This window comes from Vibrio sp. 10N.286.52.F8 (assembly GCF_041468745.1).
GTDB lineage: Bacteria > Pseudomonadota > Gammaproteobacteria > Enterobacterales > Vibrionaceae > Vibrio > Vibrio crassostreae_C.
In genome coordinates, this window is the sequence record NZ_JBFRJF010000024.1 from 1 (window position 1) to 22,703 (window position 22,703).

The 22,703-nt window shown below is 44.3% G+C and carries 19 protein-coding genes, 1 tRNA gene and 1 pseudogene; 12 read left to right on the top strand and 9 right to left on the bottom strand.

From position 1 onward, the window contains the following. Nucleotides 1–47 precede the first annotated feature (47 nt). The 3 genes from AB4133_RS12680 to AB4133_RS12690 all read left to right on the top strand — a co-directional run bounded on the left by AB4133_RS12680 (nt 48) and on the right by AB4133_RS12690 (nt 1,848). Nucleotides 48–124: transfer RNA gene (locus tag AB4133_RS12680), tRNA-Trp, on the top strand. Between the two features lie 302 nt (nt 125–426). Next, complete coding sequence (gene mepA, locus AB4133_RS12685; protein WP_372224671.1) at nt 427–1,266, top strand: penicillin-insensitive murein endopeptidase; 840 nt, start codon at nt 427–429, stop codon at nt 1,264–1,266. 273 nt (nt 1,267–1,539) lie between these two features. Further along, nucleotides 1,540–1,848, top strand: coding sequence for a hypothetical protein (locus AB4133_RS12690; RefSeq protein ID WP_017062536.1), 309 nt, complete (start codon nt 1,540–1,542; stop codon nt 1,846–1,848). A 42-nt stretch (nt 1,849–1,890) separates the two neighbouring features. On the opposite strand, the gene AB4133_RS12695 is transcribed toward AB4133_RS12690, so the two are convergent. The 3 genes from AB4133_RS12695 to rdgC form a co-directional block, all read right to left on the bottom strand. Beyond that, nucleotides 1,891–2,145 (bottom strand): YfhL family 4Fe-4S dicluster ferredoxin, encoded by a 255-nt coding sequence (locus AB4133_RS12695; protein ID WP_372224672.1) that lies wholly within the window; start codon nt 2,143–2,145, stop codon nt 1,891–1,893. A 34-nt stretch (nt 2,146–2,179) separates the two neighbouring features. Next, a complete protein-coding gene (gene yegQ, locus AB4133_RS12700; protein ID WP_017062848.1) occupies nt 2,180–3,598 on the bottom strand; it encodes a tRNA 5-hydroxyuridine modification protein YegQ in 1,419 nt (472 codons plus the stop codon). A 206-nt stretch (nt 3,599–3,804) separates the two neighbouring features. Next, on the bottom strand, nt 3,805–4,719 hold the full coding sequence (gene rdgC / locus AB4133_RS12705) for a recombination-associated protein RdgC (RefSeq protein WP_017062534.1): 915 nt from the start codon (nt 4,717–4,719) through the stop codon (nt 3,805–3,807). A gap of 194 nt (nt 4,720–4,913) precedes the next feature. Here rdgC and phoB point away from each other — a divergent pair, with 194 nt between their 5' ends. From phoB to AB4133_RS12720, 3 genes are read left to right on the top strand one after another with little or no spacing between them, the layout of a single operon-like run. Beyond that, a complete protein-coding gene (phoB, locus tag AB4133_RS12710; protein ID WP_004735064.1) occupies nt 4,914–5,603 on the top strand; it encodes a phosphate regulon transcriptional regulator PhoB in 690 nt (229 codons plus the stop codon). Between the two features lie 33 nt (nt 5,604–5,636). Beyond that, nucleotides 5,637–6,935: a phosphate regulon sensor histidine kinase PhoR gene (gene phoR, locus AB4133_RS12715; RefSeq protein ID WP_004740365.1), complete on the top strand. Its 1,299-nt coding sequence runs from the start codon at nt 5,637–5,639 to the stop codon at nt 6,933–6,935. Then, complete coding sequence (locus AB4133_RS12720; RefSeq protein WP_372224674.1) at nt 6,932–7,909, top strand: PstS family phosphate ABC transporter substrate-binding protein; 978 nt, start codon at nt 6,932–6,934, stop codon at nt 7,907–7,909. Before phoR ends, AB4133_RS12720 begins: the two co-directional genes overlap by 4 nt. A 77-nt stretch (nt 7,910–7,986) precedes the next feature. Here the strand turns inward: AB4133_RS12720 and ppx are convergent, their stop codons facing one another. Then, complete coding sequence (gene ppx / locus AB4133_RS12725) at nt 7,987–9,498, bottom strand: exopolyphosphatase (protein WP_372224676.1); 1,512 nt, start codon at nt 9,496–9,498, stop codon at nt 7,987–7,989. After that, on the bottom strand, nt 9,489–11,585 hold the full coding sequence (gene ppk1, locus AB4133_RS12730) for a polyphosphate kinase 1 (protein WP_017066137.1): 2,097 nt from the start codon (nt 11,583–11,585) through the stop codon (nt 9,489–9,491). Before ppk1 ends, ppx begins: the two co-directional genes overlap by 10 nt. 200 nt (nt 11,586–11,785) lie before the next feature. Between ppk1 and AB4133_RS12735 the strand changes: the two genes are divergently transcribed. From AB4133_RS12735 to phoU, 4 genes are all read left to right on the top strand, one after another. Further along, on the top strand, nt 11,786–14,002 hold the full coding sequence (locus tag AB4133_RS12735) for an ABC transporter permease subunit (RefSeq protein WP_372224678.1): 2,217 nt from the start codon (nt 11,786–11,788) through the stop codon (nt 14,000–14,002). Nucleotides 14,003–14,113: 111 nt separating this feature from the next. Continuing rightward, nucleotides 14,114–15,823, top strand: coding sequence for a phosphate ABC transporter permease PstA (gene pstA, locus AB4133_RS12740; protein WP_372224715.1), 1,710 nt, complete (start codon nt 14,114–14,116; stop codon nt 15,821–15,823). Further along, nucleotides 15,824–16,642, top strand: coding sequence for a phosphate ABC transporter ATP-binding protein PstB (gene pstB / locus AB4133_RS12745; protein WP_009848269.1), 819 nt, complete (start codon nt 15,824–15,826; stop codon nt 16,640–16,642). A 74-nt stretch (nt 16,643–16,716) separates the two neighbouring features. Beyond that, nucleotides 16,717–17,415, top strand: coding sequence for a phosphate signaling complex protein PhoU (gene phoU / locus AB4133_RS12750; protein WP_009848270.1), 699 nt, complete (start codon nt 16,717–16,719; stop codon nt 17,413–17,415). Nucleotides 17,416–17,424: 9 nt separating this feature from the next. On the opposite strand, the pseudogene AB4133_RS12755 reads toward phoU, so the two are convergent. From AB4133_RS12755 to AB4133_RS12765, 3 genes and pseudogenes are all read right to left on the bottom strand, one after another. Continuing rightward, a pseudogene (locus tag AB4133_RS12755) lies at nt 17,425–17,688 on the bottom strand (hypothetical protein); the annotation flags it as partial. A 146-nt stretch (nt 17,689–17,834) separates the two neighbouring features. Further along, nucleotides 17,835–18,578 carry a copper homeostasis protein CutC gene (locus AB4133_RS12760; RefSeq protein WP_017062527.1) on the bottom strand — a complete coding sequence of 248 codons (744 nt, stop codon included), beginning with the start codon at nt 18,576–18,578 and terminating at the stop codon, nt 17,835–17,837. Nucleotides 18,579–18,890: 312 nt separating this feature from the next. Next, nucleotides 18,891–19,499 (bottom strand): peroxiredoxin C, encoded by a 609-nt coding sequence (locus AB4133_RS12765; RefSeq protein ID WP_017062526.1) that lies wholly within the window; start codon nt 19,497–19,499, stop codon nt 18,891–18,893. 210 nt (nt 19,500–19,709) lie between these two features. Here AB4133_RS12765 and AB4133_RS12770 point away from each other — a divergent pair, with 210 nt between their 5' ends. Continuing rightward, a complete protein-coding gene (locus tag AB4133_RS12770) occupies nt 19,710–20,615 on the top strand; it encodes a hydrogen peroxide-inducible genes activator (RefSeq protein WP_017062525.1) in 906 nt (301 codons plus the stop codon). Nucleotides 20,616–20,684: 69 nt separating this feature from the next. Here AB4133_RS12770 and AB4133_RS12775 read toward each other — a convergent pair whose 3' ends face one another. After that, complete coding sequence (locus AB4133_RS12775) at nt 20,685–21,131, bottom strand: CBS domain-containing protein (protein ID WP_017062524.1); 447 nt, start codon at nt 21,129–21,131, stop codon at nt 20,685–20,687. Between the two features lie 334 nt (nt 21,132–21,465). On the opposite strand from AB4133_RS12775, the gene queA reads away from it, so the two are divergent. Further along, nucleotides 21,466–22,518, top strand: coding sequence for a tRNA preQ1(34) S-adenosylmethionine ribosyltransferase-isomerase QueA (gene queA / locus AB4133_RS12780; protein ID WP_372224680.1), 1,053 nt, complete (start codon nt 21,466–21,468; stop codon nt 22,516–22,518). The last annotated feature ends 185 nt before the right edge of the window (nt 22,519–22,703 follow it).

Below are 22,703 nucleotides of genomic sequence, written 5' to 3' on the forward strand. Positions count from 1 at the left end.
TCCACTCCGCCACTTATTCAGAGTTTCAGCTCTTTAAAACTGAAAATAGGGGTGTAGCTCCAATTGGCAGAGCAGCGGATTCCAAATCCGCGTGTTGGGAGTTCGAATCTCTCCACCCCTGCCATATACGAAGCCTCAGCAGAAATGCTGGGGCTTTTTTACGTCTGTTGCTTCTGCAAAGCAATGTTGGGAGCTGGAGCGCCAGCCCGGTCGAATCTCCGGAGTGTCGGCCCATCCCTGCTATATTTAAGGCTCTAGTCGAAAGACTAGAGCCTTTTTGCTTTCTTAAGTTGAAATACTTCATAACCCCTTTTCAGCTTCTTCTATCTCAAATTTCTCTCTGCTCCCAAAAAGTTGCCAATAATCGTAAACTGTTCTCAAATGCCGACTAGTATAAATAATATGCATCACTTACATGGAACGGTTATGAGGTTATCTTTTGTTTTAGTTGTCCTGTTTTACTCATTTTCTTCTTTAGCAACCCCTTGGGAGAAAGAGAAAAGCCCGACGACAAACTCGACCTCATCGATCGGCAGTTACGCTAACGGCTGCTTGGACGGTGCACAGGCTTTACCGATTAATGGTGTTGGCTATCAGATCATTCGGCCTCAAAGAGAGCGCTACTATGGCCATACAGAAGCTATAAAGTTTATTGAGAGGTTAGGAGTCACGACCAGCGAGAAGCTCAATACTAATTTATTGATCGGTGATATTTCTCTTCCCAGAGGAGGGCGCTTTTCTTCAGGTCATTCAAGTCATCAAACAGGGTTAGATATTGATATATGGCTAAGGTTAACCAGTAAGAGGTTGTCAGAGAACGAATTAGCTGTGCCTAAACCTGTGAGCGTTGTGGATCTTACCAACTACAAATTGCGTGAATCGAATTGGACCGATGATCATTTTCAAGTTATTCGTTATGCGGCGAAAGATGAAAAAGTGGTGCGTATTTTTGTTCATCCAGTGATCAAGCAAACCCTTTGTGAACAAGAAAACTCTGACGCTAATGATAGAGCTTGGTTAGGCAAAATAAGACCTTGGTGGGGACACCACTCCCACTTCCACGTTCGTTTAAAGTGTCCTGAAGGCAGTTCAAACTGCATAGCTCAAGCGAGCCCTCCTAAAGGTGACGGTTGTGGAGATGAACTTGCAAGTTGGGCTCCAAAGACTGTTCCAGTTCCACCTCCTAAAAAAGTAGCGAAAACTAAGAAAAAGAAAAAAGTTAAAGTGATGCCAAGTCAGTGTTTGGCCTTGATATCGAATAAGTAATCCTGTTCATCGAGGCTTTTTACAGTGGTACTGCCACTGGTTTTTTAGACTCTAAAACTGGAGAAATATCACACTTTTGTCTAGAGTTTATAAACACGAGATTAAGAACATCGTTTGATATTAATAAAAGCAATAACGGTATCAGCAAGGGCGATGGCGAATTTGACAAGGTTTGGTCAGGGATTGAGTGTTTTGGGGTGAAAGATGCGGCTTATATGCAGTATGCGAAATCAGAGTCTGATACCCGTCGATAGATAATTCAAGGATAAGACTATGACTATGATTTGTGCGAAGGAATTTTCAGAATGGTTAAGACATAGGTTCAACGCTGAAAGCTCGGGTATTTCAATTTCAAGAGATGACATCAATCAGCTAACAGGCAGACAACGTTTAGACCCTAGTTTCGTAAATGATGTTCACTATGAATTGATGCAGTATGGAATGGCATTTGTGACCGATACCAGCAGGGAAAACTTTTATCTTGTTCCTATAGCTCAATCAATAAACTGGCGAGAACGACTCGAATATCAATTTGAAAAAGAGCTCTTCTGCAATATTTATCCAATCGGAAAATCAGGATGAAAAAAAAGGTTCAACTTATGGTTAAGTTGAACCTTTCTTCTTTTAGGTCAAGCCTTGAATGATAACAAACTTCTCAAGTAGCTCTTCATCAGTTTCAATATGGTTTGGGTCAGTGATGATGCATTTTGTAATCGGACACACTGACTGGCATGTTGGCTTTTCATAGTGACCTTTACACTCTGTACATAAATCAGGATCGATCTCGAAGATGCTGTCGCCCATAGTGATTGCACCATTTGGGCATTCAGGATCACACATATCGCAGTTTATGCACTTGTCAGTAATTAACAGAGCCATTATTTTCTTCTCAAGTAAGTCGCTTAAGTAAAAATTATTTGCCTGATGCGTTACGTGTATCTTGGCCTTCGCTCAAGTTACGCATCAGCAAGCCGTACTCTAGATCTAGATCTGCTGGTACAGGAATAAATACAAAGTGACCGTTACCTTTCGCATCGTCGACCGCTTCAGATTTGCGGTTTTCCATAACTTCTAGTTTGAAAACAACGTTACCTTTCGGTGTCATCATTTCTAAGCTGTCGCCTACTAGGAACTTGTTCTTCACTTCTACTTCCGCTAGGTCACCACGGCGCTTACCTGTGAACTCACCAACAAACTGTTGAGTGTCAGAGATAGAGTAACCGTACTCGTAGTTTTGGTATGTATCGTGTGTATGGCGACGTAAGAAGCCTTCAGTGTAACCACGGTGAGCTAGGCTCTCTAGTGTACCCATTAGGCTTTCATCGAATGGTTTGCCTGCCACTGCATCGTCAATAGCTTTACGGTAAACCTGAGCAGTACGTGCACAGTAGTAGAAAGACTTAGTACGACCTTCAATCTTCAGAGAGTGAACACCCATCTTCGTTAGGCGCTCAACGTGTTGGATTGCACGAAGGTCTTTTGAGTTCATGATGTAAGTACCATGCTCATCTTCAAACGCTGCCATTTTCTCTTCTGGCTTGTGTGATTCAGAAAGCAGAACCACTTCGTCTGTTGGTTTACCAAGGCCTAGTGTGTTGTCTGGACGCTCATCTTGAACTTCAATGTCTTGCGTTTCTACTTCTTGAATAGCAACACCAGTAGGGTTTGCTTCAACGATCTGACCGTTTTCGTCTTCTTTCGCTGCTTCTGTTTTGTATTCCCAGCGGCAAGCGTTGGTGCAAGTACCTTGGTTTGGATCGCGCTTGTTCATGTAACCAGAAAGCAGACAACGGCCTGAGTAAGCCATGCAAAGAGCTCCGTGAACAAAGATCTCTAGCTCTGTTTCTGGGCAGTGTTCGCGAATCTCTTCGATCTCTTCAAGCGATAGCTCACGAGATAAGATCACACGCTCAACGCCTTGAGTTGACCAGAACTTAACGGTCGCCCAGTTTACTGCGTTTGCTTGAACAGAAAGATGGATTGGCATTTCAGGGAATGCTTCACGAACCATCATGATAAGACCAGGATCTGACATGATAAGCGCGTCAGGGCCCATGTCTACAACTGGTTTGAGGTCGCGAATGAATGTTTTTAATTTAGAGTTGTGCGGCTGAATGTTACATACAACATATAACTTTTTGCCTTGAGCATGAGCTTCATCGATACCGATTTGTAGGTTTTCGTGATTGAACTCGTTGTTACGAACACGAAGGCTGTAACGTGGCTGGCCTGCGTATACTGCATCTGCGCCGTAGGCGAATGCGTAACGCATGTTTTTGAGGCTTCCTGCCGGTGATAATAGTTCAGGTACAAATGGTTTTTGTGTAGTCATTGCTTCGTTCTCTAATCTGATCTCAAGTCAGGTTGATACCACCAAGTGATATCAAAGGGGCGCAAATTTTACGCTAAAATGAGTTTGGTTGATAGCCCTAAAGATAGCAATGACATTAACAAGAGGGTCTAGAGGCAGATATAAGTGAGAACTTAGTGAGAAATAAGCTCAGATACCGTTAGCACCTGAGCCTATAGTTTGACTGATTAAGCGTTAGGTTGAGTTAACCCGCCTAATGATTCAAATAGGTTTGGAAGGAAAACACTGAACTCACCACAAAGTAGAGAGAAGTCCGCATCAAAACGCGCAGCTTGATCTTCACGAGGAATATCGTCGTTTTCGTCTTTGAGCTCATCACTGAATTTTAGGCGTTTGATGCTGCCATCTTCTGCAAGAATGAATTCAATACGGTCTTGCCAGTTGATAAGAAGTTTCGTCACCATCTTATTGGCTTCGATGTGGTTTTTAATCTCATCAGCTTCTAGTTCTTGTTTCTTAACTCGAACAATACCGCCGTCTTCTTGAATAGATTTTAGTTCTGCTTCATCAAGCATAGTGATGCCTTGTGGCGTATCACCTGATTTCACCCATTCTGTAAGAGTCGTTTCGATCGCTTGCTCTGGGATAGCTGGCACTACTGGCAGGCTACCCATTGTCTTACGTAGCAATGCTAATACATCTTCTGCTTTTTTGTAGCTGCTCGCATCAACCACAATGAAACCTTCTTTTGGCATGATCAGCGCGTAAGTGAAGTTACTGCGGCTGAATGCTCGAGGAAGTAGATCAATGATGATGTCTTCTTTTAGGCTGTCTTTCTCTTTCTTTTTCAGAGGGGTACCAGACTCTGCCTCAAGCGTTTCTACTTTTGCGTTCAATGATTCTTTGATCACAGAAGCGGGTAGCATTTTCTCTTCTTTCTTTGCACAGATAAGAATGCGGTTTTCTGATACGTGCGTCATCATATCGCCATGTCTACCCATTGCGTGTACCCAACCAAACTTCTGTTTGTCTTGGCTACCACAAGGAGTAAAGCGGAATTCTTCAAGTTGTTTCTCTAGCTGATCTGCGTTGAAATCAATATCACGGTTGAAGCGATAGACTAGGCAATTTTTAAACCACATAAATTTTTCTCATACCTTTTTAGAAGTGCTTCATGATATGAGATCTAATTCGATTTGTCCCTAGCTCTGTATCAAAAGTTATAAAGTGAAATGTTTGAGACAGTTATATGAAAATTTGTTTTCAAAGGTCACAAAAGTGTCATAATTAACTCAGATAATGCAATGCGTTGATTAAATACAAAGGCTATTCAATTATGTCGAGAAGGATTCTGGTCGTTGAAGATGAAGCACCTATTCGTGAGATGCTGTGCTTCGTGCTTGAACAAAAAGGCTACCAAGCAGTAGAGGCTGAAGATTACGATACAGCGGTAAACAAGCTATGTGAACCTTTCCCAGATCTAGTATTACTAGATTGGATGCTACCTGGTGGTAGCGGGATAAACTTTATCAAGCACATGAAGCGTGAAGAGTTAACTCGCAACATCCCAGTGGTGATGCTAACGGCTCGTGGAGAAGAAGAAGATAAGGTGCGTGGTTTAGAAGTGGGTGCTGATGATTACATCACCAAGCCATTTTCACCCAAAGAGCTCGTTGCTCGCCTGAAAGCGGTTATCCGCCGTGTAACGCCTACTGCACTAGAAGATGTGATTGATGTACAAGGTCTTAAGCTAGACCCAGTATCTCATCGTGTTACCGCAAGCGAAGGTCCAGTTGATATGGGACCAACAGAGTTCAAAATGCTGCATTTCTTTATGACTCACCAAGAGCGTGTGTACAGCCGAGAGCAGCTGCTTAACAACGTTTGGGGTACCAATGTTTACGTTGAAGACCGAACGGTTGATGTACATATTCGACGCCTGCGTAAAGCGCTTGAGTCTGCAGGTCACGATAAGCTAATCCAAACGGTTCGTGGCGCTGGCTACCGTTTTTCTACAAAGGCTTAATGTGGCTTCGCTGCCCAGTTTACGGAGTCCTGAATGGTTGAAAAGTTAACCTGGAAAAAGCTGGCTTGGGAGCTGGCTTTTTTTTACGCACCATGGGTTTTAGTCGGATGGATATTCGGTTACCTACCTTGGTTGCTGCTGGCTGCTACGGTATTGCAGCTCGGCTGGCATCTACACAACCAAATGCGTTTGTCCGCATGGCTGTGGGATGAGAAGCGTCTAACTCCACCTTCAGGCTCTGGGAACTGGGAATCTCTGTTTAACGGTATTTATCGTATGCAGCAGAGACAGCGTCGCAAACGCAAAGAACTGACTAACCTTATCCGCCGTTTCCGTAACGGTGCAGAATCGCTTCCCGATGCCGTTGTGGTATTTCGCGGTGAAGGCAATATCGTTTGGTGTAACAAGCTAGCTCAGTATTTGCTGGGCTTTCGTTGGCCAGATGATTCAGGTCAACCGATCTCGAATTTGATTCGTACTCCAGATTTTATTAAGTACCTTAATAAGCAAGATTTCTCTGAGCCATTAGAGATGCCTTCTCCATTGAATGTGGAGCGTATGCTCGAGCTGCGTATTGTGCCGTATACCGAGGGTGAACACCTGATGGTGGTACGTGATGTGACCCAGCTTAAGCAGTTAGAAGGCATGCGCCGTAACTTCTTCGCTAACGTTTCTCATGAATTGCGTACGCCGATGACCGTCCTTCAAGGTTACCTTGAAATGACCGAAGATCCAGACATGATCGTTGGCCCAATGTGGACCAAGGCGCATGGCGTAATGACTGAGCAGCTCAATCGAATGAACAGTTTGGTTAATCAACTACTCACGCTTTCGAAAATTGAAGCGGCGCCAATGCATGAGTTGGATGAAGTGGTCAACGTTCCGGCGATGCTTGAGGTTCTTGAGAAAGAAGCGGCGAGCCTTAGCGGTGAGCGCGAACATAAGCTTGAGTTTGATATCGATAAGAGCCTACGAGTTCTTGCCGATGAAGACCAATTGAGAAGTGCGATATCGAATTTGGTTTATAACGCGGTTAAATACACACCCGCAGGTGCAACGGTCAAAGTGCGTTGGTATCAAACCAGCCAAGGCGCGTGCTTAGATGTGTCAGATACTGGTGATGGTATTGAGCCTCAACACTTACATCGACTCACAGAGCGCTTCTATCGTGTAGATAAAGCCCGCTCTCGTGATACCGGTGGTAGTGGTCTTGGATTAGCGATTGTAAAGCATGCGCTTAGCCACCACGATTCACATCTCGAAATTCAAAGTGAAGTGGGCGTCGGCAGTCGTTTCCATTTTACTTTACCAAATCGACTGACCGTATCATGAGTTGTTCGATACGCAGGATGCATTTTCCAGTCAGCTCATTATTAGCGTTTGCTTTAGTTAACCCTGTGCATGCCGAACAGGGTGTCGATTCTCTTCCTGATTATTCTAAGGTTCCGGGAATTTCTGGGAGCTTATTATCGGTCGGTTCGGATACCTTAGCGGGTATGACGACGTTATGGGTGGAAGAGTTCAAGTCCTACTACCCAAATGTTAACGCTCAAGTCCAAGCATCGGGTTCTTCTACTGCTCCTCCAGCCTTAACCGAAGGGACTGCACATCTAGGGCCAATGAGTCGTCCGATGCGCCTGCGAGAAATTGAAGCATTTGAAAGGGAGCATGGATATAAGCCAACAGCACTGCGAGTTGCTATCGATGCGATTGGGCTTTTTGTGCATCGTGATAACCCTATTGAGGGGCTTAACTTTCGTCAGATTGATGGCATTTTTTCTGAGACATTACGCTGCGGAGCAACAAGGCCCCTCAATAACTGGCAAGATCTCGGAATCGATCAGCCATGGGCGAAACATCGATTCCAATTGTTCGGTCGCAATTCTGTATCGGGGACTTATGGATACTTCAAACAGAATGCACTGTGCGGCGGTGACTTTAAAAATCGTGTGAATGAGCAACCTGGTTCGGCTTCAGTCGTTCAGTCGGTCGCTTCATCCATCAGTGGGATTGGCTACTCGGGCATTGGCTACCGCGTAGCAGGTGTTAAGCTGATTCCTATTGCAGAGCTCGGCTCTAATTATGTTGAGCCTACGCGTGAGAATATCTTGAGTGGTGATTACCCTCTATCTCGTTTTCTCTATGTGTATGTGAATAAGCATCCGGATAAACCACTTTCTCCGGTTGAGAGAGAGTTCCTTACTTTTGTATTCTCAAAGCAGGGACAAGAGCTTGTAGAGAAAGATGGCTATTTAGCAATACCGTCTGAGTTCGCAGAGCAAGAGTTGGCAAAAGTCGGGCTCTAATTCAGGCTGCGATAAACTTAGATAAGAAACGTATGAACAGCTTGCGCGTCGCAGGCTGTTTTAATTTTGACTGTTCGTTATTTTAGCTTTAACGACCATCCTGCATTTTGCCAACGTTGTTGCTCTTCTCTGAGCTCATAATCAAGCAGTTGGTTTTGGGCCAACCAATCGCTGTTAGTTCCTTTCAATTCCCAGTTATCCTGTTGTTCAATCGTTAGAGTCACGTCTGGGGCCAGTGCTTGATTTCGCTGACGGTTGAGTAAGATAGCGAGTCTCAATATACGAATCAGCAGGGTGACTTGTTGCTGAGTAAACAGAGAAAGTTCCGGCAAATCTTGTAGTTTGAGCGCTTTTCTTTGATAGCGAACCAATGCTGATATAAGGCGTTGTTGCTCAGTATTAAAGCCTGGCATTGTCGTATGCTTAAGCAGATAAGCCGAATGGCGGTGATAGCCTTGGAATGCAATGCTTTGTCCTACCTCATGAAGTACTGCAGCCCAACCAAGCAGATCATACAGCTCATTAGTGACCGCAGTTGTCACTTGAGGCTGTACTTGTTTCAGCAATGAAAGAGCGAGCACTTTCACTTTCTCGCCATGAGTTACGTCTACATGGTATCGAGAGACGAGCGTTTCGGCAGTTCTTGTTCGAATATCAATATCTTTAAACCTATCCTCCATGTCATAAAGAACGCCTTCTCTCAGGGCACCATCAGAAAAATGTAACTCCTTGATGTCTAGCGTATCCATTGCTGCTGAAAGAATGGTGACGCCTGCAGCAAACACAGGCTTTCTCTCATCACTTAAGCCTGAAAGATTTACGGTGTTGGATGATGAAAACTCACATAAGTGATTCTTTAAATAGGACAGGCGTTGGGGCGTAATGAGACCATCGGTGAACCCTAAGCCAATGAGTACTTCTTTTATTGATTTCGTGCTACCAGATGAGCCAAAAGCGATTTCCCAAGGGGCTTTTGTGTATTCTTCAATCAATGGCATCAATAGACGAGTAGCTGCGGTATAAGCATCTGAGAAGTGTCGCGAAGTTAGCCCTTCGTCAGCAAAGAAACGTTGAGTGAAGTTGACGCATCCCATCGGTAAACTGCGCATAATTAGAGGAGTAAAGCCTTGTCCGGCGACGAGTTCCGTACTCCCTCCACCGATATCAATAACCAACTTAGATTCAGAAGCGGTTTGAGTGTGTTCTGCTCCGTTATAGATTATTCGAGCTTCTTCTTGACCGGAAATGATCTCTATTGGAAAAGGAAACAGTGGCTTGGCTTGCTCTAAGAAGTCTTTAGCGTTTTTGGCTTTTCTTAGGGTATGAGTCGCAACAACTCTGACATCATCAAGCTCAAAATCCGCCAGTCGTTCTGCGAACACCTTGAGGCATTCTAGGCCTCGCTCGATAGCGCTTTCAGATAGGACGTTACGTTCATCCAATCCATCACCTAATCTCACTTTCTGTTTGTGTCTGCTGACTAATTGCAGGTGTTGATCGAATACTCGGGCAACCACCATGTGAAAGCTGTTCGAACCCAAGTCGATAGCGGCAATACATCGAGAATGTTTGTTATCAATTAGCGGCATGATTTCTTCTCTTGTTTGTACTTCTTGCGAGCAAGTTTCTCCATACGTTTAATATAGTGGTAAGTGGAGAGTTGTGACGTCGGGTAATCAAGTAGGTTTGCTGGTGGTTGTGTGTAAGAGTTGCTCATCGCTTGGTCTAGCACTCGAGCTTTGTTGCTGTCATCGAAATGAAACTCGGTGATATCGATAATGGTTTGCTTGATCTTTGGATCTAAAATTGGAGCTGCAACTTCGATGCGGTGATCAAAATTTCGTGTCATCCAGTCAGCGGAAGATATATAGACCTTCGGCTTTCCAGCGTTACCAAATATCATCACTCTCGGATGTTCGAGGAAACGATCGACCACACTGACTATCTCAATATGATCACTGATGTTGGGTATGCCAGGGACAAGAGAGCACATGCCGCGAATGACCATTCTCACTTTTACATTGGCTTGGCTAGCCTGATAGAGCTTTTCAATGATCTCTCGATCGACCAAGTTGTTGAGTTTTAGAGTGATGCTTGCAGGTTTACCTTCTATCGCGTTTTGTATTTCATTATCTATCAATTGGTACAGACGTTTTCTAGTATTCTTTGGTGACACAATCAGTTGCTTGAACTGGGACTTTTGATAAGGGTTTTCAATATACTTAAAGACTTGTCTCACCTCTTGAGTCAAATCTTCATTCGCAGTGAGCAGAGAAAAATCGGTATACACGCGCGCTGTAACTTCATGGAAGTTGCCAGTGCCAATATGGGCATAATGCTCGGTATGCTTGCCTTCTTTTCGTTTGATGAGCAGCAACTTGGAATGGATCTTCAAACTTGGGATGCCATGGATGACTTTTACACCCGCTTCTTGAAGTTTCTTGGTCCATTGAATGTTGGCTTGCTCATCAAAGCGTGCTTGCAGCTCGACAACCACAGTGACCTTTTTGCCATTGTGCGCCGCATCGATGATCGAGCTGAGGAGTTTTGAGCCTTCCGCAACACGGTAAACGTTTATTTTGATGGAGGTTACCTTCGGGTCAAAGGAAGCCTGCCTAACCAGTTCAGTGATGTGACTAAAGGTGTGATAAGGATAATGCAGTAAGATGTCGCGAGCTTTGATCGCTTCGAAATAGTTTGGGTAATGGCTGAAATGCGCGCACTTAATCGCGGGTAGAGGACGATTAACTAAATCACGTCGGTTAAGGCTTGGGAACTCAGAGAAATGTTTGAAGTTATGATAGCGACCACCTGCGATGACACTGTCATAGTCAGACAGTTTAAGTCTGACTTGTAAGAAGTTGAGCATTTCAGTTGGCATTTCAGATTCATAGATCAGACGTATCGGCAGTGCCGTTAAGCGCTGTTCTAAACCTAAAGACATCGATTCTAATAGGTTATTTTCATTGTCCTCTTGCAGATCATAATCGGCATCACGTGTCATTTTTATCGCAAAACAACGCAATGAGTCATACTCAAAGAATCCTTTAAGTAAGTCATCCAAACAAAATCGAACTATATTATCTAACAAGATCAAAGTTGTACGCTGCGAACCCGAAGTTTCCGGTAACTTAACAAATCGAGGGAGTGCTTCTGATGGGATTTCGAGTAAGACATATTGAGATGATGCATCACGCTCGATGTCGATGGCTAAGTAACTTTGTTCATCTTTGAGAATATTAAGTAACTGGCTATCTTCGTTCAAGAGAATCGGAGTTAAGTGTGGCAGCACTTTTTTCTTAAAGTACTTTTTTATCCAGCCACTTTGTTCTTCGCTGATTTGTTGTTCGTTGACCAGAAAAATACGATTGCGTACCAATTCCAATAGCAAGTCGTTATACAGTTCATGGAATTGAGCATCGAGCTTGCTTGCTTTGCTCTGCATTTTAGTCAGTAGGCTTTTCGGCGAGTTGGAGGTTAGCTGTGGATCTTGAAGTAAGATCTTTCGCTTCACATCAGCAAATCGGACTTTGTAAAACTCATCGAGGTTTTTCGAGTAAATACCTAAAAAACGAACTCTTTCGATTAAGGGGACTGACTTATCTGCCGCTTCTTGGAGCACTCTTTCGTTGAAGGATAACCAGCTAAGTTCTTTTGTGACATAGTCTTTTTCCATCGAGATGAGAATCCTTGAGTGCTGGCTATAGAGCTGATTACTTTAATTTAGAATGACAAAATTCACAAAATCTAGGATCTTACTTTAAGAAATATGGTCAACAAACTTGTTATTAGTTTCAGTTGTTTAACGTAACTTGTAATATAATTGTCATCTAACGTACATATTATGTCAGTAGCTAAAAAAAGGTAGATAAACAGATGGCTTCAGCCCAATTTTCATTGAAAGAGCGCGACAAAAAAAGATGGTTGAAAGATCGTCTCGTCCGTTTTTCGGTGACATGTGGTGCAGTCAGTGTTCTAGCCGCTCTAGTATTGATCTTTGTTTACTTGGCGATGGTCATTTTACCGGTATTTTCTGATACTGGTTTAGAGACTAACCAAGCCGTGAAGACCGTTGCCGTAGAAAAGCCTATCGCCTTATCCGTAGATGAATACGGTCAGCATGCGTTTACTATCGAAAAATCCGGTTTGGTTCAGTTTTGGGATTTAGAGTCTCAAAATACACATTCTTACTTTGAGCGTAATGTTTTAGCTAACCCGATCGCCTTTTCTCGAAATACCCCATCTGAAAGCTGGTTTGCCTTTGCCGACAGCGCAAGCAATCTTACTTTTTTCTATCCTGAGTATAGTGCGCCTGTACTGAAAAAGGGCAGCGAAGCCGAACCTAAAATCGAGCAAATCACTCTCCCTGAGCCATTTTTAAATGATGAATCCTCTAATGGGGCGACGATCGACAAATTCGCGTTCTCTAAAAATGGGCGTGGTATTACGGTGGCAGCTCAGTTGAGTGACCAGCGAGTCTTGGTTAAGTGGTATCAGAGTGACCTTGCTGGTCAGTATGTTTTTCAGAAGAGCCAATGGCTATCGGATAAATTGGGATTACAGCAGCAACTGCTCGTTACTCCTGATGGGCAAACTTTATATCTCCGAGCACAATCGGATTTGGTTGTTTTGAAACTATCAGATAACGGCTTTGATGTTCGTGAAGTGATTGACCTTAGCTTAAATGATGCGAAGCATTCCGTAAAAAGCATCGATTTACTGTCTGGGGCATACTCGTTGTTGGTCACGCATGAGGACGGACAGGTTTCTCAGTGGTTCGATGTACTTAAAGATGAAAAGCGTAGTCTGACCCATATTCGAGATTTCCAGCTGGCTGAACAAGTGCAATTTATTTTGCCCGATACTTATAGGAAGGGTTTTTACAGCTTCTATAAGAACGGCACATTACAAAGCCATTATACGACCAGTGAAAAGCTGTCGCTATTCGAGCGCGCATTTGATAAGTCACCACAATTAGCCGCTATGTCTGCTAATGAACTGCATCTGGCGACCTTGATTGATGGCACAATCAGTGTGGCTAAAGTCGACAATGAATACCCACAAATCTCATTCTCATCACTGTGGCAAAAGGTCTGGTATGAAAGTTACCCTGAGCCGCAATACGTTTGGCAATCAACATCGGCGAATGATGACTTTGAAGAGAAATTCAGTTTAGTACCTATCACATTCGGTACTATCAAAGCCGCTCTGTTTGCGATGATGTTTGCCGTGCCGGTTGCTGTGCTCGGAGCTATTTACACCGCTTATTTTATGTCTCCACGCATGCGAAGAGTGGTGAAGCCTTCGATAGAGCTGATGGAAGCTCTTCCAACCGTGATCATCGGATTTTTGGCTGGGCTTTGGTTTGCTCCAATCGTTGAAACACATTTAACGGCTGTCTTCTCATTAATGATGCTATTACCACTGAGCACACTGCTGACTGGACTTGTTTGGTTCTGTTTACCGAAGAGGGTAACGGGTCGCTTCTCTAATGGTTGGCATGCTCTGATATTGATTCCGGTATTGGTGATTACTGTGGTTGCGGTGTTTGCTGGTGGAAACAACATTGAAGCCTTGTTATTTGGTGGTGATATTCGTACCTTCTTGGCTAGCTATGGTATCGACTTTGACCAACGCAATGCGCTAGTGGTTGGTTTTGCTATGGGCTTTGCGGTCATCCCAACGATTTTCACTATTGCTGAAGATGCTATTTTCTCTGTACCTAAACATTTGTCTGATGGGTCATTAGCGTTGGGTGCGACGGCGTGGCAGACGCTTATTTATGTGGTGCTATTGACGGCGAGTCCAGGTATCTTTTCTGCGGTTATGATGGGCCTAGGGCGAGCAGTTGGTGAAACCATGATCGTCTTGATGGCGACAGGTAACACCCCAATTCTTGACTGGAATGTTTTGGAAGGGATGAGAACTTTATCGGCAACGATTGCTGTTGAGCTGCCAGAATCAGAAGTGGGTGGTTCTCATTTCCGCTTGCTGTTCTTGGCTGCACTCTTGCTGTTTATCTTTACATTCGCGGTGAACTCAGTTGCTGAGTGGGTTAGACAAAGACTGAGAGATAAATATCGTGCGCTGTAGTTTTAAAGGTTTGCCTCAATGTGTATCAATGGCTTTTAGTGGCTTGACTAGCGTGTCTCTTGATCTTTGCAGCTCCTTGATTTCAGCACGCCAAGAGCAAGGTCGATCATGATGAATAAACTGAAGTCATTATTATCTTGGGTTAAATCGGGCTCTCCGTGGATCTGGCTTACGGGCGGGGCGGTGAGCATCAGTATGCTTTCTGTTCTTGGCCTAATGCTGCTGATTGGTTGGAAGGGCTTAACCTATTTTTGGCCCGCACCTTTGTATCAATGGCAAGTTGACTCCAAAGACTTATCGCTAGTGGTCGATCTTGACGAAACCGTATCAAAACAAGATGTATTGGTTGGTCAGTTATATGAACGAAAATACATCCCGATAGAGCAAGTTCCACAAGTCCATGACCTTTTGTCTCCTCAAAATTTGTCGACTGGGCTGATACAGCGCTTAAGCATCAAAGTTGCTAACAGAGAACTGTACCCTGCGGACTTTGTTTCTATTCTGGATGTTAACTTACGTGAACCCACTACCCCGCTTGATTGGGTTGTGATTGAACGAAGTCGAGGTGGTTATTTCTTTGGTAAGCCGGTGGGTTTTAAAACCGCTTCTGGCACCTTTGATTCGAACATAGACCAAAAGCTCGAACAAGGCTTGGCGTTCGCTGATGCGCTACGTAAAGAAACGTCGCGTGTCGTGAACCAAGAAATTCGCAATATCAGCTGGCAATTGGAAAACCTGCGCTTAGAAAAGCGTAAGCTTGAACTCAATGAGTCAGTGAGCGATGAATACCTTAAAACCTATACTCAAACTAAACTGGAATTAAACCGCCAGTTAGGTGAAGCCGAAGTTAAGCTTGAGCACCTTAGAACGCAACTTAATGTCGAAAGCTTACTCGTTGAGGATATGACAGGCGAGCAGGTCGAGATTTCGCTAAGTCACATTCTGGATTATTGGTACCCAAATAATATGTCTTACCTAGAAAAGGTTGGGCACTGGGGCAAACAAGTTTGGAAGTTCTTATCAGAGAACCCACGAGACTCAAACTCTGAAGGCGGTGTGTTTCCTGCTATTTTTGGCACAGTACTGTTGGTTATTCTCATGTCGATCGTCGTGATGCCTCTTGGGGTAGTCGCTTCGATATATCTTCATGAATACGCAAAAAACAACGCACTAACACGTTTAATTCGTATCGCCGTGATTAACTTGGCGGGTGTACCGTCGATTGTGTATGGCGTTTTTGGTTTAGGCTTTTTCGTCTATACCATTGGTGGCTCGATTGATACGTTGTTCTATGCAGAGCGATTGCCAGCACCGACATTTGGTACGCCGGGTCTACTTTGGTCAGCACTAACCTTAGCGGTCTTGACGCTTCCAGTCGTTATCGTAACCACGGAAGAGGGCTTAACGCGTATTCCTAGTGCAGTGAGGCACGGTTCATTAGCGCTTGGTGCGACTCAATTTGAGACGCTTTGGCGCATTGTTTTACCGATGGCAAGCCCAGCGATTATCACTGGTTTAATTTTGGCAATCGCGAGAGCCGCGGGGGAAGTTGCACCACTTATGCTGGTGGGTGTTGTTAAATTGGCATCTAGCTTGCCAGTCGATGGTCAGTTTCCGTATTTACACTTAGATAGAAAGTTCATGCATTTAGGCTTTCATATCTATGATGTTGGTTTTCAAACCTCTAATATCGAAGCGGCACGACCTTTAGTGTATGCGACTTCATTTTTATTGGTTACGGTGATTGTTGGGTTGAACTTAACAGCCATCAATATCCGTAATAACTTGCGTGAAAAATACCGAACCTTAGGACAAGATTAGATGTTCTCGATTAATGAAACCTTGGGTTACCAAGCACCACTTGATGTTCACAATCTGAAGGATGAGCAAATTGCTATCTCGATCGAAGGGCTAAATCTTTACTATAAAGAGAGCCAAGCACTTGATGATATCTCGATGCAGATCCCGAAGGGGCAGGTGACGGCGTTTATCGGCCCTTCTGGGTGTGGTAAGTCGACTCTGCTGCGCTGCATTAATCGCATGAACGATCTTGTTGAAGGCTGTAAGGTTTCCGGGAAAGTGAAGCTTCATGGCAAGAACGTCTATCACCCTAAGGTGGATGTTGCGACCTTACGACGCCGTGTGGGTATGGTATTCCAGCGTCCAAACCCTTTTCCTAAATCTATCTATGAGAATGTGGTTTATGGCTTGAGGCTACAAGGCGTTAGCAACAGCCGAGACCTTGATGATGCGGTTGAACGCTCTCTGCGCGCTGCTGCGTTATGGGATGAAGTGAAAGATCGGTTGCATGAGAATGCTTTTGGTTTATCTGGCGGTCAACAGCAGCGTTTGGTTATCGCTCGTGCGGTTGCGATTGAGCCTGAAGTGCTGTTGTTAGATGAGCCGACATCGGCACTCGATCCGATTTCTACTTTAACGATTGAAGAGTTGATCAACGATCTCAAAACGCAATACACAGTGGTGATTGTTACCCACAACATGCAACAAGCCGCGCGTGTAAGTGACCATACTGCCTTTATTCATATGGGAAAATTGATCGAGTACTCAGATACGGACTCAATTTTTACGTCTCCATTGAAAAACCAGACGGAAGACTACATTACTGGTAGATATGGCTAACCTCTCCAAAGGTGTCATCTAGAGCTAAGTCACTCTACAAAAATGGCTTTCTTCATTTCTTTCAAGGAGCAAGTATGCATTTCGGTCGCCACATTTCAGGGCAATTCAATGTCGAGTTAGAATCGATCCGTACTCATGTATTGACCATGGGCGGGTTAGTGGAGCAGCAACTCTCGTTTGCAATGCAGGCGCTTCATAAAGACGATGTTGAATTGGCCAAAAAAGTGATTCGTGATGACCACAAAGTGAATGCGATGGAAGTGTCGATTGATGAGGCTTGTACTCGAATCATTGCAAAGCGTCAGCCGACAGCGAAGGATCTGCGTTTGATTATGGCGATCATCAAAACGATTACCGATCTGGAACGTATTGGCGATGTTGCTTCTAAAATTGCGCAAGGTGCTATTGAGATCCCTTCAACCAAAGAGCAAAAATTCCATGTTTCGTTAGAGCCTCTTTGCCGTCAGGCAATCACCATGCTTCACCAAGTGTTAGATGCTTTTGCTCGTATGGATGTTGATGCGGCTGCTGAAGTTCACAAACTTGATGATAAGTTGGATGCGGAATACGAAGCCGTTATTCGTCAGTTAATGACCTATATGATGGAAGACCCTAAGAACATCCCTAATATTTTGCAGGTGATGTGGTCAGCTCGTGCGATTGAGCGAGTGGGAGACCGCTGCCAAAATATCTGCGAATACATTATTTACTTTGTGAAGGGTAAAGATGTACGTCACCTCGGTGATCAAAGCCTTGATGACGCACTAAAATAGAGCTTATCTTTAGAAGCTAATAATGGCACCAAGATTGAAATTGACCGTTGTGTCGTAAGGCACAAAGGTTTTGTTGTGATCAAAAATATTCATATCAACACCAGCACGTAATCCAAGCATTGGTGTCGCTTGGTAAACGTAGGCCCCGCCTAGGCTTATACCATGTGTTGTTTTCTCTTCTACTTCGCCTGAGCGCGTTTTCGTACCGTCATAACTTGCCACGCCAATTTCAGCCTGAAAGCCGTGGATTTGGTTTCTTCCAAACATGTTTTGCTTCGTAACAGGTTTAAATCAAGAGAGCTGAATAAGTCTTTAGCCATATCTATCCATGAAAATTTTCTGCGCTATTAAATCTAATATACGTCAGTCAGTTAGATTAGTCAGCGAGGTTCTCTGGATTTATGCTGGCGACTATTGCCCTAAGCGGTGAGGGCGGCTCTCACATCAGATATCTTACTCGCATCTGTCACTGGGATCTGATAATCATCAATATTATCACTGCCCATTTGAGCACTTGAGTTGTTTTCCATTAGACTCGGCCTTGTCGATTTACCTGAAAGGTGAAGAGCAGGTACTTGGGTAGCGCTTTGAATCATTTTGGCATTCGCAGCGTTAACGCCAGCCCCCGCCATGATATCAATTCGTCCATCGGCTTGTTTGACCATTGCAGCCAATACATCGATACCTTGCTCAGCATTAGCAGCAAGCCCTGATGTCAGGACTCTTTCGCATCCAAGTGTAATGATTTGTTCTAATGCTGCTTGGAAATCAGAGCTTTGATCGATGGCTCTGTGGAAGGTAATCCCAAGCTTTAACGAGTGCGCTTTGTCAGCCAGTTGTTGCATCTTTGGCATATCAATACTTCCGTTCGGCGCTAACACACCAAGTACGACCCCATCCAATCCTGCATTTGCGCAAGCTTCAATATCTTCAAGCATACAGAGCATATCGTCGTTATCGAAAATGAAGTCGCCTTGTCTTGGGCGTATCATAGCGTAGACCGGAACCGACGAAACTATTGCCGCTTGTTTCATCATTCCGAAGCTTGGAGTTAATCCGCCAAGTGCTAATGAAGAGCAAAGCTCAATTCGATTCGCGCCACCAGATAGTGCGGTATGAAGAGATTCTAAGTTATCGATACAGACTTCAATTTCGGTGTTCATCGTGTTTATCCGTTCAAAAAGATACTGATGAAATAATAGCAATCTAGGTGTGATTCTGAATAGATGGGGATAAGGGAAAATAGAGGTAAAGTTTAGGTTTATCGCTACCTCAATTATCTATTACAAGAGTCAGTCTAGGGGAGCGAGGAGGGGGAAAACAAAAAGCCCGAAGCGTTAACTTCGGGCTTTTAATAGGACTTTACTTCTTAACTGATTGGCGGTGCGCTTTGCGCTATTAGCTTATGCTTTATGTCTCTTTAATAGAGAGTCTTCCAACCATTAACCCGCGTTGAGTTCGGGCTTAAGAGGTAATTACTTGCTTAGGTCGTCAGCGTGCTCAGATAGGAATGCTGCAACACCTTTTGGAGATGCGTCCATACCTGATTTACCTTCTTCCCATTGTGCAGGACAAACTTCACCGTTCTTCTCGTGGAAGTTTAGTGCGTCTACCATGCGTAGCATTTCGTCGATGTTACGACCTAGTGGAAGATCGTTAACTACTTGGTGACGTACAAGACCGTCAGCGTCGATTAGGAAAGAACCACGGAAAGCAACGCCTGCTTCTGGGTGCTCAACATCGTATGCTTTGCAGATCTCGTGCTTAACGTCAGCAATTAGAGGGTATTTAACTTGACCAATACCGCCATCAGCGATAGCAGTGTTACGCCATGCGTTGTGAGAGAATTGAGAATCGATAGAAACACCGATTACTTCAACGCCTTTAGCTTGGAAATCTTCAAGACGGTTGTCGAAAGCGATTAGCTCTGAAGGACAAACGAAAGTGAAGTCTAGTGGGTAGAAGAAAACTACAGCTTTCTTACCTTTAGTGAATTCTGCGAAGTTGAAGTTATCAACGATCTCACCGTTACCTAGAACAGCTGCTGCAGTAAAGTCAGGGGCTTGACGACCTACTAGTACCATTTTGGAATCTCCTAAAAAATTAGTTGGCCCAACACATCTTTGTTTGGGCTCCGTTTCTACGGGACAAACTATAGTACAATCGGTACTATAGAAAAAAGCGAATTAAATAGATTAAGTTAATCGAAAAAAGCGATAAGCTTATTCTTTGTCCTGTCCTTAGGTCGAATGACCTTTACCTAACTTATCCTACTCATATTACAAAGTAATTTCATGAATAAATGGCCAAGTCTTAAGCAACTTCACTATCTTGTTACTCTTCACGAAACTCGTCATTTCAGTGATGCCGCAGATCGCTGTTTCGTCAGTCAATCTACGCTAAGTAAAGGCATTCAAAACCTAGAAGAGCTGATTGGTTGCCCGCTTTATGAGAAGAAAGATAAAAAGAGCCCGCTAGTTTTCACGCAAGCAGGTGAGCTGGTGGTCAAGCACGGTCGAGAGCTACTAGCGAAAGGACAAGATCTCGTAGAGCTTGGAAATCTATGTAACGGGGATGCGATGCAAGGGCAGCTGCGAGTCGGGTGTATTCCTACTATAGCGCCGTTCCTTTTGTGCGATTTGGTACAGGAAGCCAACCAGCGCTTTCCACAATTAAATTTGCTGTTACGTGAAGACACAACGACCAACCTATTGGCTGCGCTGCGTCATGGAGACTTAGATGTGCTGATTCTGGCTTTGCCTGTCGATATCGACAATATGGAAAGCCAAGTTGTTGGGCAAGACCCTTTCCGGATGGTGATCAGTCGCAATCAAGCTGATGGTATTCGCGTTCCGATTAAATACGATGACCTGCCAGACGAATCTGTATTTTTGTTGGAGAACGAGCATTGCTTAACCGAGCATGCTGTGTCGGCTTGTAAGTTAACGGATAAAGAGAAGATCAACCCGTTCACTGCGACGAGCCTTCACACATTGGTGCAAATGGTGGCCAATGGTTTAGGAACCACCTTTATTCCGCAAATGGCGATCGACCACGGTTTATTGGAAAACCAGAATCTCGTTGTGATCGATCCTCCTGGTCAGCAGGCCTACCGAGATATTGGCCTTGTCTGGCGACCAAGCTCTTCGCGTCGTGAGACATTCCATCAATTAGCGGATGTGGTATCTGAGCTTCTATAATAATCCGCTGCGACAACAATCCCTCTGAGCGGCTGAATTGGCCGTTCTTCTTTATATCAATTCCGAGCGTTACTCTACTTCTGCTTCTTCTGGCTCTACTTCTTCTTGCAGCTCCAGTAAATTGATCGCTATCGTGACAAAATCGCTGTCTGTAATAATGCCTACTAGTTCGTGGTTTTCTACGACAGGTAAACAGCCCACTTTATGTTTCTGCATGTAGATAGCCGATTCTTTTAATCCTGCACGCGGCTCTACCGACATAACACTTTTGTGCATGATGTCGTTGAGGGGAGTAGCAAGAGTAAAAGATTGAGCTTGTGGGATGTTTTGTAGGCTGGATTCTTGAGCGGCGAGAACGTCTCGTTGTGTGACGACACCTAGTAGTTGCCTGTCGGAATCGACGACCGGAATATGGCGGATATCAAGTGCTTCCATCATGTGCTTAGCATCGGCCAGTGAGTGTGAGCGCAATAGGGTATGAGGGTTGCGAGTCATCATATCTTCAACCTTGATCATACGAACCTCCTTCTTTTTTATTTGTTGCTATTACTATAGTTTTTTATCCAAAAAATAACTGAGATCTGACGCATTCTTGGGTGAGTTTTATGCAACTAATTCTTTAGCTTGAGGAGGTGAATCAGTCGCATTATTTTACGCCTCTTTACAATAATCCAGTGCTGTAAACCTTGCTATTGCGGCTCGTGTGCCTATACTAGCCCACTGCGAAATTTTTAGTCGTGTTTGCGATGTGTTTCTGGTAACGATTGACTTACCGTAACGATTATCCAGCAACTACGATTTATGATTCGTCAACGGCACAAATCTCATCAACTAAGACAAGACTAGACACATGCAAGTTTCAGATTTTCACTTTGACCTACCAGATGAACTCATTGCTCGCTACCCTCAAGAGGAGCGTACAGCAAGCCGCCTGCTTAAATTAGATGGCAACAGCGGTAACCTAGCTGATGGTTCGTTTAAAGACGTTTTAGACTTGGTTGAGCCAGGCGATCTTGTTGTTTTCAATAACACTCGAGTGATTCCAGCTCGTGTATTTGGTCGCAAGGCATCAGGCGGTAAGCTTGAAGTGCTGGTTGAACGTATGCTTGATGAGAAAAGCATTCTTGCGCATGTTCGTTGTTCTAAATCACCGAAGCCGGGTACCAAGTTGTTCCTTGGTGAGAACGATGAATATGAAGCTGAAATGGTGGCGCGTCACGATGCGTTATTCGAAATCCATTTCACATCTGATCAAAGCGTTTTAGAGATTCTTAACAGTGTTGGTCACATGCCACTGCCTCCTTACATCGGTCGTCCTGATGAAGATGCAGATAAAGAGCGCTACCAGACTGTCTATAATGAAAAGCCGGGTGCGGTTGCAGCGCCAACAGCAGGCCTTCACTTTGATGACAAGCTAATGGCTGACATGAAAGAAAAAGGTGTTGAGTTTGCTTACGTGACGCTTCATGTTGGTGCTGGTACGTTCCAGCCAGTAAAAGTTGATAATATTAACGATCACCACATGCATGCTGAGTACGTTGAAGTGCCGCAAGAAGTGGTTGACGCCGTAGCTGCAGCAAAAGCCCGTGGCGGCCGTATTATTGCTGTTGGTACAACATCAGTACGCTCACTAGAAAGTGCAGCTCAAGATGCATTGAAGAAAGGCACTGAGCTCGTTCCTTTCTTTGGTGATACAGAAATCTTCATCTTCCCTGGCTATGAATACCAGTTGGTGGATTGCTTGATTACCAACTTCCACTTGCCAGAATCAACGTTGATTATGTTGGTGAGTGCATTTGCTGGTTACGATAATGTGATGGGCGCATACGATCACGCCGTGAAGAGCGAATATCGTTTCTTCAGCTACGGCGATGCTATGTTCATCAATAAGAAAACGAGCTGATTTAAGCTGGTTTAAGCGATACAAAAATTTACGGGTGCTAGCAGTAAGCTAGGAGTCGGGCAGGGTGTCTGTCTAATCTCTCGCAAGGAATACGCGACCGCTCCTCATAGAACTCACTAGACTGAACTTTTGTTTGGCCTAAGGTTCTGAATTAACAGTCAGATTGTTTCTCTGGCATATTGGAG

Coding starts and splice junctions, on each gene's coding strand:
- mepA (WP_372224671.1), top strand. CDS start 427: ATGAGGTTATCTTTTGTTTTAGTTGTCCTGTTTTACTCATTTTCTTCT.
- AB4133_RS12690 (WP_017062536.1), top strand. CDS start 1,540: ATGACTATGATTTGTGCGAAGGAATTTTCAGAATGGTTAAGACATAGG.
- AB4133_RS12695 (WP_372224672.1), bottom strand. CDS start 2,145: ATGGCTCTGTTAATTACTGACAAGTGCATAAACTGCGATATGTGTGAT.
- yegQ (WP_017062848.1), bottom strand. CDS start 3,598: ATGACTACACAAAAACCATTTGTACCTGAACTATTATCACCGGCAGGA.
- rdgC (WP_017062534.1), bottom strand. CDS start 4,719: ATGTGGTTTAAAAATTGCCTAGTCTATCGCTTCAACCGTGATATTGAT.
- phoB (WP_004735064.1), top strand. CDS start 4,914: ATGTCGAGAAGGATTCTGGTCGTTGAAGATGAAGCACCTATTCGTGAG.
- phoR (WP_004740365.1), top strand. CDS start 5,637: ATGGTTGAAAAGTTAACCTGGAAAAAGCTGGCTTGGGAGCTGGCTTTT.
- AB4133_RS12720 (WP_372224674.1), top strand. CDS start 6,932: ATGAGTTGTTCGATACGCAGGATGCATTTTCCAGTCAGCTCATTATTA.
- ppx (WP_372224676.1), bottom strand. CDS start 9,498: ATGCCGCTAATTGATAACAAACATTCTCGATGTATTGCCGCTATCGAC.
- ppk1 (WP_017066137.1), bottom strand. CDS start 11,585: ATGGAAAAAGACTATGTCACAAAAGAACTTAGCTGGTTATCCTTCAAC.
- AB4133_RS12735 (WP_372224678.1), top strand. CDS start 11,786: ATGGCTTCAGCCCAATTTTCATTGAAAGAGCGCGACAAAAAAAGATGG.
- pstA (WP_372224715.1), top strand. CDS start 14,114: ATGAATAAACTGAAGTCATTATTATCTTGGGTTAAATCGGGCTCTCCG.
- pstB (WP_009848269.1), top strand. CDS start 15,824: ATGTTCTCGATTAATGAAACCTTGGGTTACCAAGCACCACTTGATGTT.
- phoU (WP_009848270.1), top strand. CDS start 16,717: ATGCATTTCGGTCGCCACATTTCAGGGCAATTCAATGTCGAGTTAGAA.
- AB4133_RS12760 (WP_017062527.1), bottom strand. CDS start 18,578: ATGAACACCGAAATTGAAGTCTGTATCGATAACTTAGAATCTCTTCAT.
- AB4133_RS12765 (WP_017062526.1), bottom strand. CDS start 19,499: ATGGTACTAGTAGGTCGTCAAGCCCCTGACTTTACTGCAGCAGCTGTT.
- AB4133_RS12770 (WP_017062525.1), top strand. CDS start 19,710: ATGAATAAATGGCCAAGTCTTAAGCAACTTCACTATCTTGTTACTCTT.
- AB4133_RS12775 (WP_017062524.1), bottom strand. CDS start 21,131: ATGATCAAGGTTGAAGATATGATGACTCGCAACCCTCATACCCTATTG.
- queA (WP_372224680.1), top strand. CDS start 21,466: ATGCAAGTTTCAGATTTTCACTTTGACCTACCAGATGAACTCATTGCT.